5 protein-coding genes are annotated in these 18,851 nt (G+C 68.8%); 4 read left to right on the top strand and 1 reads right to left on the bottom strand.

Features of this window, described 5'->3' with window-relative positions; translation table 11 throughout:
• The first annotated feature begins 1 nt into the window (after window position 1).
• Genes AB0I49_RS11465 through AB0I49_RS11450 form a run of 4 tightly spaced genes read left to right on the top strand, consistent with a single transcriptional unit; the run spans window position 2 to window position 17,566 of the window.
• Entirely contained in the window at window positions 2-3,121 is a 3,120-nt protein-coding gene (locus AB0I49_RS11465) for a DEAD/DEAH box helicase (RefSeq protein WP_363226660.1), read from the top strand.
• The gene (locus AB0I49_RS11460; RefSeq protein WP_363226659.1) at window positions 3,118-8,511 is read left to right on the top strand and encodes a hypothetical protein; all 5,394 of its coding nucleotides are present in this window, start codon (window positions 3,118-3,120) and stop codon (window positions 8,509-8,511) included. The genes AB0I49_RS11465 and AB0I49_RS11460 overlap by 4 nt, the downstream gene beginning before the upstream one ends.
• A complete protein-coding gene (locus AB0I49_RS11455; protein ID WP_363226658.1) occupies window positions 8,508-15,179 on the top strand; it encodes a DEAD/DEAH box helicase in 6,672 nt (2,223 codons plus the stop codon). Before AB0I49_RS11460 ends, AB0I49_RS11455 begins: the two co-directional genes overlap by 4 nt.
• Window positions 15,176-17,566 carry a UvrD-helicase domain-containing protein gene (locus AB0I49_RS11450; protein ID WP_363226657.1) on the top strand — a complete coding sequence of 797 codons (2,391 nt, stop codon included), beginning with the start codon at window positions 15,176-15,178 and terminating at the stop codon, window positions 17,564-17,566. The genes AB0I49_RS11455 and AB0I49_RS11450 overlap by 4 nt, the downstream gene beginning before the upstream one ends.
• Window positions 17,567-17,733: 167 nt before the next feature.
• Here the strand turns inward: AB0I49_RS11450 and AB0I49_RS11445 are convergent, their stop codons facing one another.
• The gene (locus tag AB0I49_RS11445) at window positions 17,734-18,744 is read right to left on the bottom strand and encodes a pirin family protein (protein WP_363226656.1); all 1,011 of its coding nucleotides are present in this window, start codon (window positions 18,742-18,744) and stop codon (window positions 17,734-17,736) included.
• Window positions 18,745-18,851 lie beyond the last annotated feature (107 nt).

The following is an 18,851-nucleotide window of genomic DNA, read 5'->3' as shown; positions in this document are numbered from 1 at the left end:
CGTGACCACGGCGAAGCAGCCCGAGACGCCCGAGGCGCACGACGCCGCCCCGGCGGCCTCGCCGGGGACGAAGGCGGCGTTCGCGCCCGGCGCCCAGGTGCGTGTGCGTGACGAGCAGTGGTTGGTCAAGTCCGTCGACGAGTCCCGTGACGGGTTGATGCTCGAGGTCAGCGGCGTCTCCCCGTTCGTACGAGGCACCGACGCGGTGTTCTACGAGGGCCTCGACCAGATCGACGTCCTCGACCCGCGGCGCACCCGGCTGGTGCCCGATGACACCTCCAAGCACGCAAAGGCGCGCCTCTACCTGGAGGCGGTCATCCGCAAGACCGCTCTCCCGCAGACCGAGCATGGTCTTGCACTGTCCGGCTCGCACCTCATGGACCGGCAGGAGCACCAGCTGCGCCCCGCCGAGCTGGCACTCTCCATGTGCAACCCGCAGCCCCGCCTCCTGATCGCCGACGTGGTGGGCCTCGGCAAGACCCTCGAGATCGGCATCGCCCTGGCCGAGCTGATCCGGCGGGGCCGTGGCGAGCGCATCCTCGTCATCACTCCCGCGCACGTGCTGGAGCAGTTCCAGCGCGAGCTGTGGACCCGCTTCTCGCTGCCCCTCGTACGGCTCGACTCCACCGGCATCCAGCGCATCCAGCAGGAGATCCCGGCCGGGCGGAACCCCTTCGCGCACTTCAAGCGGGTCATCGTCTCGGTCGACACGCTCAAGTCGGCCACGTACGCGCACCACCTGGAGAACATCTCCTGGGACGCGGTGGTCATCGACGAGTCGCACAACCTCGTCAACAAGGGGACACGCAACAACCGCCTGGCCCGCCGCCTGGCCGAGCGCACCGACGCGCTGATCCTGGCCTCCGCAACCCCGCACAACGGCGACGCGGAGTCGTTCGCCGAGTTGATCAGCATGCTCGACCCGGCAGCGATCGCCGACCCGAAGAACTACAAGGTCGCCGACCTCGACCACCTCTACATCCGGCGCACGAAGACCGACCGTGAGGTGCGCGACGGGCTCAAGGACAAGCCATGGGCCGAGCGCGGGCCCTCGCTTCCGGTCCCGGCACCGGCGACCCCCAAGGAGGTCGCCGTCCTGGAGAAGCTCGCCGCCGAATGGACCCCGGGCGAGACGGACCGGTCCTCGGTGTGCGCCGACCCGCTGGTCGCCTACAACTTCCTCAAGGCGTTCCTCTCCTCGCACAAGGCCCTGCAGCAGTCCGTCACCAACCGCCGCGCTTACCTGGACGACCCCAAGCGCAAGGCCGACTCCGACGAACGCCGCGCCGACCTCGCGGCCGAGGGCACCGCACTCACGCAACTCGAGGCGTTGCTCGCCGACTTCACCGACACCGACTCCGCCAAACTCGACGCCCTCGTACGCACCCTGAAGGACCTTGGCGTCGGCCCGCGCTCCGAGCGACGCGTCGTCGTCTTCTCGGAGCGGATCGCCACCCTGACCTGGCTCGCCCAGGAGGTACCCGCCCGACTCGGTTTCAAGGAGAAGGAGGCCGACGCCGATGAGTCCCGCCCTTGGAAGGTGTACCGCGGCAGCGTCGAGGTCATGCACGGCGATACGACCAACGACCAGCAGCAGCGCGAGATCATCGACCGCTTCGGCCGTGCCGACGAACCCGTGCGACTGCTCTTCACCGGCGACATCGCCTCCGAGGGCGTCAACCTGCACCACCAGTGCCACGACCTGATCCACTACGACCTGCCCTGGTCCCTGATCCGCATCGAACAGCGCAACGGCCGCATCGACCGCTACGGACAGGCCATCAGCCCTGAGTTCCGCGCCCTCACCCTCACCGCCGACGTGCCCTGGCGGCGCGACGAGGAGACCGGCGAGCAACTCACCCTCGACGACCGGCTCGTCGGCACCCGCCTGTTGCGCCGCGAGGCCCAGGCGCACGAGATCGAGAGCGGCGAGGGAAGCGCGGAGGCGGTCACGGGCCTGTACGACGACAAGAAGGAAGAAGACCGCCTCACCCGCGATCTCATCAAAGGCAGCACGGTCGACCGGTCCATCAAGCAGTCCCAGGAAAGCGCCGGCGGAGTGCTCGCCGATCTCCTGGCCAACGCCAATGCCCGCCTCACCGATCCCATGGCAACGCGGGCGGTCAGCGTCACGGCACCGGTGCGCGAGGCCGACGTACCGCACGTCTTCGCCGACACCCGGACCTACTTCCACGCCGCGATGGACCTGATCTATCCGGAAGCCGAGCGCGACGCTCTGGACTGGCGGCCGGAAACGGCGGGCGGCCGCATCGAGTTCACGCCGCCCGACGACCTGCAGTACCGATTCCGCGAGCTGCCCAAGTCGTACCTCGTACAGGAGAGGATCCTCACCACCCCCCGCTACGACGGCACCCTGAAGATCACCTTCGACAAGGCGTACGCCGCCCAGCGTCTGGAGGCGGCCCGCAACGCCAAGCAGGGCAAGGGCGACGAGCCCACCTCGCAGTGGCCCAACGTCAGCTACGTCGGCGACATCCACCCGGTCCTGGACTGGGTGACGGACAAGGTCCTCGCCAAGCTCAAGTACGACGAGGCGTTCGTCCTCGCCTACCGGGCCGACGCGGCCAAGGCCGCGGCCATCGATCCCGGCCTTCCGGCCGCGCTGACCGGGCCGGTCTTCCTCCTCCAGGGCGTCTACTCCAACGCGGCGGGCCGCCCGACGGTGGTCGAATGGATGGCCGTCACCGGACTCGCCGAGGACGACCCTCGCGTGTGGCGCATGGACTCCGCGTTCTTGGCCGCCTGCGGCGTCGGCCCCGAGATGCCGGGCCGTGACAAGCCCTCCGCGCCTGAACTCCTGCAGTCGCTGGTGTCCCCGGCCGTCGACGCCGCCGAGGCACATCTGCGCGAGCGCCGCGCCGACTACGACCGGCAGGTCGACGCCTACCTCGCCCCGTACGAGGACAAGGTGCGCGACTGGGAACAGGACGCCCTCTTCGCGGTCGGCACCAGCAAGCGGAAGCAGGAGGTGTCCGAGACCGCCGAGCGGCGCCGTGATCTCGTACGACGCCTGCGTACCGCGGGAGACCCGATGCTGCGGGTCCTCGGCGTACTCGAACCCCTTCACCCGACCACGCACCACGAGGAGTCCGCCCGATGAGCTACACCTACGACTCCTTCGCCAACCGTGGTGAATACCTGGCAGCCCACTACTTCAGCGAGGAACTGGAGAACACCCTCAAGCGCAGCAAGGCGGGCGAGGCGGGCCTGTTCAGTCTCTGGACAAACCGCGAGACCGACCCGCACGACTCCCGACTCACCCCGCGCGAACTGTTGCCGAAGCTGCGTGGCGAGTACACCGCCACCGTACGGCCGCGGCTCGCGGGCGCGAGTGAGGGCCTGGGCGGTGAGTGGGCCGAGCGGGTCGCCGCCTGGCACGCGGACGTCCTCGCGGCCCTGGGATACGAGGAGCCGACCGGCCGGACGCTCACCGTGCACAACACCGGCAGGGAGTATGAGCTCCGAGTCGCCTGGCACGGCGACGGCATCGTCGCGCTCGACTGCGGCTGGACCGACAGCCTGGATGACGCCCTCGATGCCGACGGGCCGGGGGCGGTCCTGCACCCGCTCAAGACCGCCGAGGGCACGCTCACGGCCGGGGAGAAGCTGGCCGGCTGGCTGTTCCAGAGCGAACTGCACGAGGCGGGCGGCGAGCCGCCGCGCATCGTGATCCTGCTGTGCGGCGGAGTCCTTGTGCTCGCCGACCGTACGGCCTGGGCCGAAGGCCGCTACATCGCCGCGAGCCTGGACGCGGCCCTGGGCCGCAACGACACCTCGAAGTCCGGCGAGCTCGCACTGCTCGCAGCACTCTTCTCCCACGACATGCTCGCCCCGCGAGCGGACGGCAAGGGCCGCCGCATCGACGACCTGCTCAAGGCGTCGCGCGACAACGCCGTCGGAGTCAACTCCGACCTGCGCAAGGGGCTTCAACGCTCCGTGGAGATCATCGCCAACGAGGTCCTGGAGCGGCTGCGAGAGGCGGGCGTCGAACCGATCGAGATCGAGGACCCGCAGCAGGGCCCCTTCGCCAAGCAACTCACCCGCGAGTCGCTGCGCTACCTCTACCGCATCCTGTTCCTGCTGTACGCAGAGGCCCGCCCCGAGCTCGGCATCCTGCCCGCCGACGACTCCACCTACGAGGCGGGCTACTCGGTCGCCCGGCTGCGGGAGCTGGTGGCGCGCGAGCGCAAGCTGGTCGATGAGGAGAGCCGGGGCGGCTTCCATCTGTACGCGTCGCTCGACGTCCTCTTCAACAAGGTCAATTTCGGCCACCGCCCGCACGGTACCGAGCGTGATGATCACCTGGACGCCGATGAGCGCAGTGAACTTCGCGGGCTGCGCTTCGAGGCGCTGCGCAGCGAACTCTTCGACCCGAAGGCCATCACGCTCATCGGCCGCAACGTCCTCCACCCTGAGTGCGACGAGGAGACGCAGCCGCAATGGCTCGACCTGCGGCTGCGCAACGAGGCCCTGCACCAGGTACTGCGCCTGCTCACCATGAAGGAGGCGGGAGCGAAGGGCCGGCAGGGCGGCTTCATCTCGTACCGAAATCTGGGAATCAACCAACTCGGTGCGGTCTACGAGGGGTTGATGTCCTACACCGGCAGGATCGCGGAAGAGGAGCTCGCCGAGGTCGCCAAGCCGGGCAACAAGAGCGGCGGCAAGCAGTACGGCGACCCCGAGAAGGGCTCGTGGCTCGTCCCCGCACACCGGCTGAGCGACTACCCGGAGAACACGCACGTCGTGTATTCCGCGCAGGACGCCGAGCAGTACGGTCTGCGCGGTCCGAAGAAGTACGGCAAGGGGACGTTCGTCTACCGGCTCGCGGGACGCGACCGCGAGACGTCCGCGTCGTACTACACGCCCGAATCCTTGACCAAGGTCACAGTGGAGCTGGCGCTCAAGCACCGCATCACGGACGAGACGCGGGCGAGCGACCTGCTGAAGTTCACGATCTGCGAGCCGGCGCTCGGGTCGGGCGCGTTCCTCAACGAGGCCATCAACCAGGTCGCCGAGGAGTATCTGAAGCGGCGGCAGGAAGAGCTGGGCGTCAGCCTGGACACGTCGAAGGCGCTGGACGCGAAACAGAAGGTCAAGGCGTACATCGCGCTGCACAACGCGTACGGGATCGACCTGAACTCGACCGGCGTCGAGCTGGCTGAGGTGTCCCTGTGGCTGAACACCATGCACCCCGGCATGCGCGCACCGTGGTTCGGGCTGCACCTGCGGCGCGGCAACTCCCTGATCGGGGCGCGGCGTTGGGTGTACGAAGCGGACCAGGTGAAGAAGGAGCGGACGATCGGGGCGGTTACGCCGACGAAGCTGCCGTTCCGGTCCCGGGAGGACGACGGGGCGGAGCAGCCGCTGCCGGATGGTGCTGTGCACCAGTTCCTGCTGCCGACGCCTGGGTGGGGCGCGGTCGCGGGCGCGAGCGGGGACGCGAAGAAGCTCGTCGAGAAGCTGGCCGGGGAGCAGGTGCGGCAGCTGAAGGCCTGGAAGTCGGCCATCGGCAAGAAGCCGAAGGCGACGGGCGGGAAGAGGAGTGAAATCGCCCGTCTGCAGGCGGTGGCGCGGCGCGTCGAGTTCCTGTGGCAGCTCGTCGCCAAGCGGATGGAGCTCAGCGAGCGGGAGATCGCGCGCACGGTCGACGTGTGGGGCGCCACGGGGGAGGAGTACGGCTTCCTGAGGCGCGACAAGGGGAACGCGGATGACGGTGCACTGCCCCTGACCAAGGAGCAGGTCTTCGCAGACCTCTTCGAGGCCGAGGGCTCGCCGTACTGGCGGCTCAAGCAGGTCATGGATGCTTGGTGCGCGCTGTGGTTCTGGCCGCTGGGTCAGGTGGGGCTGCTGAACGGGACGGACCCGGAGTACGCGGCGGCGCCGGTCGTCGCGGCCGGGGAGGGTGTCGACCTGGACGGGCTGCTGGCTTCGGTGGCGGGAGCGCCGGCGCCTCGGTACGTCGAGCAGATGGCCTTCGGGGTCGAGGCTGAGGGCGAGGTCGTCGAGCAGCAGGAGATCAAGGGGAAGCGGGCGGCTTCGGGGGCGAAGAAGAAGAGGAACGGCCTGGTCCCTCGTCGCGCGATCGTCCCGTTGACGAATCTGGCGGACTGGCTCGACTTCCTGGAGTCCATGGTCGGCAGGAGGGACGTGAAGGAGGGCACGATCGTGTCCTCTGTCGACTCCCTGGAGGAGCTGAAGCACCTCGAAGAGGTCATCCAGACCCAGCCTGAGATGGATATGGACGAGGCCCGGAAGGCGGTCGAGCAGCGGTATCCGTGGATGCGGGTGGTGCGGGACATCGCTCATGAACAGGGTTTTCTGCACTGGGAGTTGGACTTCACGGGGGTTTTCGCGGGGGAGGGCGGAGGGTTTGACCTGCAGGTGGGGAATCCGCCTTGGGTGCGGCCGACGTGGAAGGAAGACCCCGTCGTTGCGGAGTACGAACCTTGGTTCATGCTCACGGAGAAGCCGAAGGCGGAGGAGAAGAACCGGCGGCGGGAGGCGGAGCTCTCGCGCGGCGAGGTGCAGGCGTACCTGCTTGGCGAGGTGAGCAACACGGTGACGACGGCCGACTATTTGTCGTCCGCGCCGGTGTATCCGCTCATCGCGGGGAGCCAGCCTGATCTGTACCGGGCGTTCATGTGCGAGGTGTGGGACCACGCGGCGGGTAATGGAACGGCTGGCATGGTACATCCGGATACGCACTTTGCGGGGGACACGGAGGCAGAACTCCGGGCGGCTGCGTATCGGCGGCTGTGCGTGCATGGTGGCTTCGTGAACCAGCGGCGGATCTTTCCAGAACCTGTGGGGCACGCGACTGAATTCGGTGTCCACGTCTACGGTGCACCGGGAGAGATCGACTTCTCGAATCTGTCCTCGTTGTTCGCGGCAGACGTACTTCGACTGTCCTTCAACGCGGACTGTGAAGGCGCTGACCCTGGGGTGAAGTTTAAGGGAGTCTGGGATGAGCGTCCGCACCGAAAGCGCGTCGTCCGCGTGACGACCGACACTCTTAAGCGCTGGCAGCGGCTCGCGGGCGACGAAGGCCAGGCGGAGCACACCCGGCTGCTCACGCCGGTGAGCACAGCAGAAGACCCGGCGATCGATGCGCTGGGCTTTTACCCGCTGCGGCTCGGCGCTTTGGAACCGGACATTTCCGCTGGCTACCACGAAAGTGGTTCTAAGAAGGCCCAGTTCGGCCCCAACAAGGACCAGCGCCTCATCGACTACAACACCGGCATCGACGGCCAGGACGACTACCATGCCGAGTCGTGGGGCGAAGTCATCTTCAAGGGACCGCAGATCGGCGTGGCCAACCCGCTGTTCAAGCAGCCGAGCCAGGGCGCTGGCGAGGCGCGCGGTCTCGACCCGCAGGCGTTCGCGGATGACGCGGTGCCGGAGTCGGAATACCGGCGGGTGACCTCGGAGGAAGTGTTCCTCGGGGCGCAGGACCGGTGGACTGACCGGGATGCGTACGAGGCGCTGCTCGCGGCGGACGAGGAGCGAGAGATGGCGCGGCTGAAGGTTGCCGAGAAGCGGAAGGCGTTGCCGGAGGACGTCGAGGACGCAGAGATCGAGGCGTTTCTGTGGATGAAGGCTGGTACGCCGTACAGCGAACGGTACCGCATTGCTTGGCGAAAGATGATCGCTCCGGACACTGAGCGAGCGTTGTACGCTGCGCTCCTGCCGCCCGGTGCCGTGCACATCGACAGCATGCGGTCCTTGGCCCTTAAGGAGCGCAGGGCGACTGTCTTGACCAGCGGATTCATTGCAGCGCTTCCGCTCGACTACATGCTTCGGACCATCGCCACGGCAAACCTGGACGTGGCCCAGGCTCGCAAATTTCCAGCGCCGCAGCCGGACCACCCCCTCGCCCCCGCCCTTCTCCTCCGCGCCCTCCGCCTCAACTGCCTGACCACCGCGTACGCCGAACTCTGGGAAGATCTCCACGACCCCAAGTGGCAGGCCTACGAGCCCTGGGCGATCACCTGGCCCGGCATGCGGACCGAGTTGCACGCCGTCACTCCCACCTGGCAGCGCGGCACACCACTCCGTACTGAATACGCCCGTCGCGCCGCGCTCGTCGAGATCGATGCACTGGTCGCCGTCTGGCTCAGTATCGACGCGGACACGCTCATCGCTATGTACAGGGCCCGGTTCCCGGTGTTGCAGGGCTACGACCAGGTGACGTGGTTCGACGCCACTGAGCGGAAGATTGCCGGGGCCCGGAACACCTACGGCTTCGACCAGACCAAGGACCACTGGACCCAGTTCGAAGCCTTCCGCGAGGCTGCGGGCGACCTCAGCCCCGAAGGCGTACTCCCCGCCGCCCCCTCCACCCCCCTCCCCGACGGTTACACCGCCCCCTTCTACAAGGCCGACCGCGAGCGCGAAATGCGCGCGGCCCACGCCTACTTCACCCGGCGCCTTAACGAGGCCATCGCCCAGGGTCTGTGGGACCCCGTCAAGATGGAGGTTCCGAAGCCGTGAGGCCGACGCTCGAAGCGCAGGGGCTGAAGGAGAGCCTGCTCCAGTACCTGTCCACCACGTACGGGCTCGCCGACGAGGGTGTGCGGAAGGCGTTGCACGCGTTTCTCGGGGACGAGACGGATGGGATGTTCCGGGGGCCGTACCTCCGCCTCCGGACCCCCTTCACCCGCGCCGACGACGGCTGGCAGGAGCACCTGGACTGGCGCCGTGCTGACGGCTGGGCGCCGTACGCGCACCAAGCCCGTGCTTTCGAGCGCCTCACCACGCGCAACGGTCACACCCCCGAACCCACCCTGGTCACCACCGGCACCGGCTCCGGTAAGACGGAGTCGTTCCTCTACCCGGTCCTCGACCACTGCGCCCGCGAGCGCGCCACAGGTCGCAACGGTGTCAAGGCCGTCTTCCTCTATCCCATGAACGCCCTGGCCACCGACCAGGCCGGCCGTATCAACGAGCTGCTCACCGAGCACGACGCGCTGAACCGCGTCCGTGCCGGCCTGTACATCGGGGACAAGGCGGCGACCGAGTACGACCGCGTCTACACCCGTCGCCAGGACATGCAGCTGTCCCCGCCGGATATCCTGATCACCAACTACAAGATGCTCGACCTACTCCTCCAGCGTTCCGCCGATGCGCCGCTCTGGCAGGACTGCGACATCCGGTATGTCGTCGTGGACGAATTCCACACCTACGACGGCGCGCAGGGCACCGACGTCGCCATGCTCCTGCGGCGTCTTGCCTCCGCCGTCGGGGCCACGCGCCCCGACCGGCCGTTGGGCACGATCACGCCTGTAGCGACTTCCGCGACCCTCGCCTCCGGCACGGACGCCGACGGCGTACGCGACCTGCTGACGGTTGCCACGAACGTCTTCGGCACCGCCTTCACCGAGGACGCGATCGTCGGCGAAGACCGGCAGACCGTGGACGCGTTCATCCCCGAGGCGAAGTTCCTGCCTGGTGAGGTCCCGTTCCCCGAGGCGATCACGACCCTGCCCGATCCGGCGTCGGGCCCCGACGCGCTGGCCGCACTCGCCGAGGTCGTCACCGGGACGCGGATCACCGACCCCGTCGAGCTGGGCCGGTCGCTCAAACGCAACCGGCTCACATACGCCGTCCTCAAGGCTTTCGACGGCAACGTCCGTACATACGACGAGATCCTCGATGTGATGCGCCGCAGCGGAGCGAAGCGCTGGGAAGAGGCGATCACCACCCGCCCGCACCTCGCCGCGCTCGCCCTCGCCCGGTTCGTCGCCCTGCTCTCCGTGGCGCGCGATCCGGACGCGTCCGCCGGTCTCGCCCGTCCTCTCGTGCAGGTGGAGCTGCATCAGTGGGCGCGGTCCGTCACACGCATGCTGCGGGGTGTGCTGCCGTGGCCGCGGGCCGAGTTCGCATGGGACGGTGACGGGGCGCCGACGCCGTCACGGGCTACGCCCGACACCACGGCCTCGCGTGATACCGATCTGTTCCTGCCTGCCGTGTACTGCCGGGAGTGCGGGCGTTCCGGGTGGTCCGTTCTTGCGCCCGAGTCGGACATGGAGGAGCTGACCCTCAAGCCCCACAAGATCCGCCGGGCCTCCGTGACGGCGGACAAGGCCAAGGTGCGCACGCTGGTGGCGGCCACCGACAACGAGGCCCGCGAGGGCAACGGCCGGACGAAGATCGACCGCGTGGCGCAGAAGGCGCTGACCACCGGTGGTGCCGGGGTTCTCATGATCCTCGACGGTGCGGCGGGCCGTCTTCGCCTGCCCGACCCGGTCGAGGACTACGACGGCGAGGGCAACCCGCGCCCCGCGACTGCCGATTCGGCCTTCGTGCTCGTCCTTCTCGGCGACACCGCGGAGCGGGCCGCCAAGGACGACTGGTGCCCGGCCTGCGGCACCCACAACGCGATCCGCTTCCTCGGTACCGGCTCGGCAGCCCTTGCGGCCGCATCCGTCACCCAGCTGTTCACCGGCGGGGAGATGGACAAGGCACAGCGTGAGACGAAGACGCTGATGTTCAACGACTCGGTGCAGGACGCCGCACACCGGGCCGGGTTCGTCGCGTCGCGCTCGTACACCTTCTCCCTGCGGGCCCTGTTCGCCAAGCACCTCAGCGAGCAGCGGCCCAGCGCCCTCAACGACCTGATCGCCGACGTCGTCGAAGCCACCACCGACCGTGAGACGCTCGCCGCCGTCGTACCGCCGGATCTGCACGACGACGCGGGCGTGGGCCGGCTGCTCTCGGGCAAGGGGCGCGGCGGGGACAAGCGGACGTGGGACCTCATCGGGGAGCGTTTCGCGTTCGAGGCGGTGATGGAGTTCGGCCACCGCTCCCGCAACGGACGCACGCTGGAGCTGACCCGTACCGCCGCCTCCTGGGTGGACATCCCCGACGTGCCGGCGGCTATCGCCCTCGCGCGCGCCGCGCACGAAGAGGCCGCGCAGCGCGGGCTGCAGATCACCGAGCACGACGACGCGCGCTATCTCGCCTTCCTGCGCGGGGCGTTGGACCGGCTTCGCACGCGTGGCGCGGTCGGACACCGATGGCTCGCCAAATTCCTGGACGAAGCGGGGACCAGCCGCTTCTACATCTGGGGCGGCCGGCCGCGTGGCATGAAGGCCTTCCCGAGCGGAGTCTCCGCGCCGACGTTCCTCCTTGCCCGGCCCAAGGAGAAGAGCGAGTTCGACTTCGCGGCCGGGCGCCTGTCCTGGTTCCAGACGTGGGCGCAGCGCTGCCTGAACATGACCCGCGAGCAGGCCGACGACTTCTGGGTGCGCCTCCTGCCCCGCCTCGCCGACGCAGGCCTTCTCTCGGCGCGCACTCCGCGCGACACGACGGCCCGCCTGTACGGGCTCCAGCCCGGTGCGCTGCGACTGCAACTGCTGGCCGACAAGGAGGTCAACGAGGCCTACGTGCGCTGCCGCAAGTGCTTCTGGGAGCAGACCGTGCACCCCACACTGCTCGACCAGTACCACCAGCAGCCCTGCCCCGCGTACCGCTGCTCGACCGGACGGCTCATCGCCGGAGACCGGTGGCGGGAAACCGTGGACCGGCACGATCGGGACCGCGACTACCGCGAGGACTACTACCGCAGCCTGTACCGGCGGGCCGGGACGTACCAGGTCATCACCGCCGAGCACACCGGCCTGCTCTCCCGGGCCCGGCGCGAGCGCGTCGAGGAGGCATTCCGTAAGGGAGAGGGGTTCAACGACCCGAACGTGCTGTCCTGCACGCCCACGCTGGAGATGGGCATCGACATCGGCGACCTGTCCGCCGTGGTGCTCGGCGCGCTGCCGCGCCGGCCGGCGAACTACGCGCAGCAGGCGGGGCGCGCGGGGCGGCGTACGGGCAATGCGTTCCTCCTTACGATCCCGGACCGTTCGCGGCGTGACCAGTACTTTCTGGAGCAGCCGCGCGAGATGATCGACGGGCTGATCGCGCCGCCCGGCTCATACCTCTCGGCGATCGAAATCCTGCGCCGCCAGTACACCGCGCATCTGCTCGACCTGGCGGCGCGCGGACGGCTGTCGCGGGAGGACGGCAAGCCGCTGGCCGCGCTGTCACGCAGGGTGGACGAACTGTTCGGGCCCTCCGGCTACCTCGCCGACTTCACCGATGCCGCCCTCGCGCAGGGAAAGGAGCTCGTTGCAGGTTTCCTGGCGCTCTTCCCGACCGGGGTGAGCCGGACCGCCGCCGAGGAGCTCAAGCGGTACGCGACGCGCGGCATCCGCAGCGCCGTGGAGAAGGCCGAGCGGGAGTGGGAGCGCGAGAACAACAAGCTGCGCACCCGCATCCGCACCATCCGGGCGGCGATCGACGAACTGCAGGACGGCGACGAGGAACAGGAGCGCACGAAGGCCGAGTTGGAGGCCGAGTGGCACGCCCTGTCCAAGGCGGGCGGGGCTCGGCAGCGGCAGCCGTCCCAGACCGTGCTGTGCGACCTGGGGCTGCTGCCGAACTACGCGCTGGCCGACGCCACGACGACCTTGGACGCCACCGTCTACTGGCCTGAACCCGCACCGGCCGACCAGAAGCCGCGCTACAAGTCGAAGACGTACCCCTACGAGCGGCCGCGCGCCTACGCGCTGTCCGAACTCGCCCCAGGGAACACCTTCTACGCCGAGGGCTACAAGCACCGCATCACCGGCATCGACATCGTCACCGGCAAGGAGCAGGACTGGCGCGCCTGGCGGTTCTGTCCCTCCTGCGGGTACGTGCGCACTGAGCGCGCCGAGAGCGACATAGCACCCTGCCCGCGCTGCGGCGACGATGGCATCGCCGACTCCGGCAGCCTGTGGCAGATCGTGCAGCCCACCGTCGTCACCGCCCGCGCCAAGCGCGACGACGCGCGGATCGGCGACGAGAGCGACGACCGTGACCGGTGCTTCTACACCGTGATCGACATGGTGGACATCGCACCTGAGCACTTCGCGGCCGGAAAGTCCTGGCGGCACAAGCGTGAGATCTTCGGCGTCGACTACACCCGCAGGGCCGTGATCCGTAAGATCAACGCCGGGCCGCTGCGTATCGGGGCTCAGGAGAACGACCAGCTCGCGGGCAAGGACGTACGCATCGCGCCGTTCCAGGTGTGCACCTCCTGCGGGGCCGCCAGCGCGGATGGGCGGCCGGTCTTCGACGACGACCGGGACGCCGTCGACAATTCCGCCAACCGTCAGAGCGACGTCAAGCATCACACCCCTTGGTGTCCGGTACGACGCGGAACGAAGGGTGTCCCGCAGGAACAGGTCCTGCTCGCGCACGAGCTGGAGACGGAGGCTCTGCGCATCCTGCTGCCTGCCGCAACCGTCCTGGTCGAGGAGAAGATCCACTCCTTCCAGGCAGCCCTACGCCTCGGCGTGGACCACGCCTTCGGCGGCGACCCGCAACACCTGGACACCACGCTCGCCTCCATGCCCGACCAGGCCACCGGAGAGAGGCGCAACTTCCTGGTCCTGTATGACAAGCTGCCGCACGGCACCGGCTACCTCGACCGGCTCACTGCCCCGGCCGACTTCCGGCAGGTCCTCGAGGACGCTCGCAGCATCCTGATCGACTGCCCCTGCAACGACGAAAGCAGGGCGGCATGCCACCGATGCATGCTGCGTTATGCCGAGGACCGGCACGCCGAGTACGTCTCGCGCCAGGCCGCTCTGGAGATCCTCGACGAACTACTGGGCACCGACACCGACGCCTGGGACACCGAACAGGTCGGCAACACCGACCAGATCGGCCTGGACGGGCAGGTCGAGTCCGACCTCGAGGCCCGGTTCCTCAAGGCCCTGCGCGGCTGGGCCGCCAAGCGCGACGACACCGTTCTCGACGAGAGCGGCGACAACAGCGGATACCTGCGCCTGGACGAGGCAGGCACGGTGCACGGCTGGCGGCTCACCACTCAGCGCAACGAGGGCTTCACGCGTACCGACTTCACCTTCGAACGCACCGATGGGCCTAAGCAGAAGATCACTGTCTATCTGGACGGGCACCGCTACCACGCCACGCGCAAGCACAATCGGCTCGCGGGCGACGCCGACAAGCGCAACCGGCTGCGCGCAGATGGCCGGATCGTGTTCCAGCTGACGTGGGACGACCTCGATGCCTTCGAGCAGAAGGCTTCGAGTTCTGGTGCGGGTGCGGCCGCGGGGGAGACAGCCGAGGCCGTGTGGCCGCCGTACCCGCACAGCGCTCGCGATGTCGCCAAGCAGCTGTACGGCGGCGGAGACGACCTCGCCGACACCGCCTTCGCCGACCCGATGAGCATGCTGCTCTCCTACCTGCGCGGACCGGACAACGTGGTCTGGGGCAAGCGGGCGACCGCCGTGGTCGGAGGCCTCCTGGGAGGCGACAAGGAACTGCTCGTCGGTAACGGCACCCCCGAGCAGGCGCGCGAGCGGCTCGGCCTGGTGCTTCAGGCCTGGGGCGGCATCGGCGGCATCGCCCCTTCACCCGTCACGGGATCCGGCACCCTCAACCTCTTCCAGGCGTGCGACGCCTCCAGCCTGCCCGTCGCACTCCTCGTCGACGGGGCCACACAGCGCTTCACCGCGCTGGCTTGTCTCGACGACACCGACCCGGTCCAGCTCGGCACGCCGGAGCACAAGACGCGCTGGCGCGCCTGGCTCCAGTGGTCCAACATCCTGCAGTTCCTCGCGTACGACGGCGGCGACGGGGCCCAGCTGACCACCTCCGCGGCCGGCGATTTCGACCCGTCCGTATTCAAGGCGCTCGGCGGCGTCGGCGAACTCGAATCCCTCGTCATGCGTCACGGCGGCGCGGCGGCGGGAGCCGGCCTGATCGCGCGTGAACCCGCGGGTGATTCTCGCGTCGAGGCCGCCTTGCGCGACCTGCTCTGGGATCGGGAGATCCTCGAACTCCTCGACGAGGACGGCCCCGACGCCCCGCTCACCCGCCTCGCGCACCTCCTCGCCGACCGGGGGAAGAAGGCACCCGCGTACGGCTACGAGCTCGGCGAACGAGGCTGGCTCGCCGACTTCGCCTGGCCCGACGCCGAGTACAAGCTCGCTGTCATGGTCGACCTGTACGACGAAGAGGACGAGGAGAGCGTCAAGACCTGGGCGGCCTACCGCGACGCGGGATACACCGTCCGCACCGCCGAGGAGTGGCTCGCCGACCTCGACGCGCTCCTCGCCGCACTGCCCGACTCCGACGAACAGAGTGCCGCACGATGACAGCCCGCCTGAGCCTGTACCAGAAGGCTGAGAACGAGCTCTACAAGATGGACTCGTCGGTCAAGACGAAGTTCTACGACTTCTGCCACCTCTTCCGGCAGAACCCCGAGCACCCGAGTCTCGACCTCAAGCCGCTCAAGGGGGACGGCCGCATCTACCGGGCCAGGATCAACCCCAAGTACCGGGCGCTGTTGGCCCGTGCCGGGGTCGGTGCCGACGGTGTCCGGCAGTGGCTGGTCGTGGCCGTCCGGCACCGTAAGGACGTCTACGAAGAGCTGTCCGTCGCGATCAACAGGATCACCGGTGAGATCGAGTTCGTCGATCTTGGTGTGGTCGGCCAGAGCGTGCTGCGGCGCGCGGGTCTTCAGCTGACGCCGGCCGCGGACGAGGCGGAGGCCGAGATCGCGCCTGAGGCTCCACTGCCTGTTGTACCGGTCGTGGAGCCCTCGGCTTCGGGCTCGGCGGCACAGCCCCGTGCCTCGGCCCCGGACGAGAAGGCGGCCGTCCCCACCCCCGCTTCCGCCGCGGCCGCACGACCGGTGATCGGCGACTGCACCGCCGAAGATCTGCGCCGCCTCGGAGTGGCCGAAGCCCTCGTCGACCTCGCGCTCACGGTGACTACCGAGGAAGAGCTCGATCAGCTCATCGCCGGTGCTCCGCGGCTGACCGCCGAGGTTCTCACCGGACTCGGCTCCGGCATGGACATCCAAGAGGTCGAGGACGAGATCACCCAGCCCGCTTCCGTCAAACTCGAGCCCGGCTTCGAGAACGACATGGTCGCGGCCCTGTCCCGCACCGCGGTCACCACCGTCGACGACGACATTCGCAACGTACTGGCCGAAGGCGACTTCCGCGCCTGGAAGGTCTACCTCCACCCCACCCAGCGCAAGGCCGTCGAGAGGCACTACAACGGTCCCGCGCGCGTCAGCGGAGGACCCGGCACGGGCAAGACCATCGTCGCGCTGCACCGCGTAGCACGCCTCGCGTCCCAGCTACCCGCCGGCCACGGCAAGCCGATCCTGCTCACCACCTACACCAAGAACCTCACCGCTGACCTGCGCTCACGCCTCACCTCCCTGGTGGGACCCGAACTGCTGGAACGCGTCGACATCAAGCACATCGACCAGCTCGCTCAGGGCGTCCTCAACGAGAACACCGCCCCCGGCTCCCAGCGCTCCCTCACCACCGACGACAAGGCCCTGGAAGTCCTGCGCGAGATCCTCTTCGAGTACGACGAGAAGCGCTGGGAGGCCGAATTCCTCCTCGACGAGTGGGAACAGATCGTCCTCGGCCAGTCCCTCGCCACCCGCCAGGACTACTTCAAGGCCCGCCGGGCCGGCATGGGAAAGGCACTGACCCGCCCCGAACGTGCCGCCATCTGGAAGATCCTCGACCAGCTCACCCTGCGCCTGAACGGCATCAACCGCGAGACCTGGGCCCAGGCCGCCGAGCGCGCGGCACGCTATGAGATGGAACGCGCCCGCAAGATCCAGATCCGTGCCGAGCGCAAGGAAGAGGTCGGCGGCGGCGATCTGATCCACCTCGACGCCAAGAGCTCGGGCATGCGATACCTGCGCCACCGCTACCGGCACGTCGTCGTCGACGAGGCCCAGGACCTCAGCCCGGCCCACTGGAAGATGCTGCGCGCGATGGTGGCCCAGGAGCCCGACGACCTGTTCATCGCGGGCGACACCCACCAGCGCATCTACGACCGCCAAGTCACCCTGTCCACCGTCGGCATCAACATCCGAGGCCGCGCCTCGAAGCTGACCCTCAGCTACCGCACTACCCAGGAGATCCTCGACAAGGCTGCCAGAGTCGTCGGCGACGGCACGTACGACGATCTTGACGACGGCACCGACAATCTGGACGGCTACCACTCCCTGTTGCGCGGACCCGACCCCGAACTGGTCTCCTGCACCGACTGGGACGACGAGATCACCCAGCTCGCCGCGGCGCTGAAGAGCTGGCGCGAGGAGATCGTCCAGCCGACCGAGGACGGCACCGTGCGCGACCCCAGCGGTGCCATGGCCGTCTGCGTCGCCGATGGAGACATGGCCGGAAGGGTCGCCGCCGACCTGGAGATGAAGCACGGCATCACCACTGCCACCCTCACCAAGGACGGCCCGCAGGGCGGCGGCGAGGTCCACATCGGAACCATGCATCGCTTCAAGGGGCTTGAGTACCAGAAACTCGCCGTGGTCGGCGCGAGCGACGGCGTCCTGCCGCGCACCACGATCGTCGAGAAGTATGAGAAGAGGGACCCCAAGCGCTACGAACGTGAACTGAAGAAGAGCCGCAACCAGCTCTTCGTCGCCACCACCCGCGCCCGCGACGTTCTGCGCATCTCTTGGCACGGAGCGCCGAGCCCGTTCCTGCCGATGTAGACGGAGCCGCGTGCCCGGGGAGTGCCCGGCGCGGCCTCCGCTCGCGGTTTCTGCGGGTCGGCGCCGTGGGTATCGGGTTCGGCCGATTCTTAACCGTTTCGTGCGACGCCCGGTGAAGGTGTTGGTCTGAGAAGGAATCGCGGAATCCGCAAGCGCAGTCGACTCTGTCAGTCGTCCGGGGCGTCCGCCGGGCGCGGTGCGGGGGTGTGGCGAGGGGTGAGGCGGGCGTTGGGGAGGGTGGGGGCCGGGAGGCGGGGGGTGGGGCCCTCGTAGCCTTCGACTCGGCCGAAGCGGTCGGATTCTCGTTGCCATTCCTCGCGGAAGCGGACGATGTCGTCGTGGCCGCGTCCGACGAAGTTCCACCACATGACGATCTCTTCGCCGAACGGTTCGCCGCCGAGCAGGATGAGGCGGGCCGGGCCGACGCCGTCGTTCGTCAGGGTGAGGTGCGGGCGGCCGGGGGACAGGTAGCCGAGTTCGGCCTGGCGCAGGGGCGTGCCCTCGGCGGTGACCGTACCGCTGTCGACGAGGACGCCGTGCTCGAAGGAGGGGTAGGTGTCCAGGGAGACGCGGGCCCCGGCCGGCAAGGTGATCTCCGCTCCCAGCAGAGGCGTGAAGACCCGTACCGGAGAGGACTGGCCGCACAGGTCGCCCAGGAAGACCCGTACGGTCGCCTCCCCGTGCGCGACGAGGGCCGGGACATGGTGCTGGAAGTCGCGGGGCGCGTCGCGGTGGGCATCGGGCAGCGCGAGCCACAGCTGTACCCCGTGCAGGACGGTGGTCTGCGGGGTCGAGACCTCCGAATGGCAGATGCCCCGGCCGCCCGTCATCAGATTCAGTTCGCCGGGGCGTACCGTCGCGTGCGTGCCCAGGCTGTCCCGGTGTTCGATCTCGCCGGTGAACAGCCAGCTCACGGTCTGGAGGCCGGTGTGCGGGTGAGGTGCGACGTCCATGCCTGCGGTGACGGCGACGTCGTCGGGGCCGTAGTGGTCCGCGAAGCACCAGGCGCCGATCAGCGAGCGGGCGCGCTGCGGGAGGGTGCGGCGCACGGTCATGGCGCGCGGGCCGCCGAGGGGTACGGCGCGTGGCGTGAGGACCTCGACGCCCGAAGGCCGTCGGTCGGTCGTCGCCTCCTGGGCGCACCGGATCTCGGCAGGGCGGGTCTCGGCGTTGCTCATCGGCTGTCCATTCGCTCTCTGCCGTGGGGCGGTTGCCACCATCCGTCCGTGACCACCCATGATGGTTCTACCATCAACCATCATGCGGTGTGGCTCGGCGCACGGCC

The organism is Streptomyces sp. NPDC050617 (genome assembly GCF_040654795.1).
In the GTDB taxonomy this organism is placed as follows: Bacteria; Actinomycetota; Actinomycetes; order Streptomycetales; family Streptomycetaceae; genus Streptomyces.
Note: the sequence above shows the minus strand (reverse complement) of the source record. Positions and strands in the feature narration are given on the sequence as shown.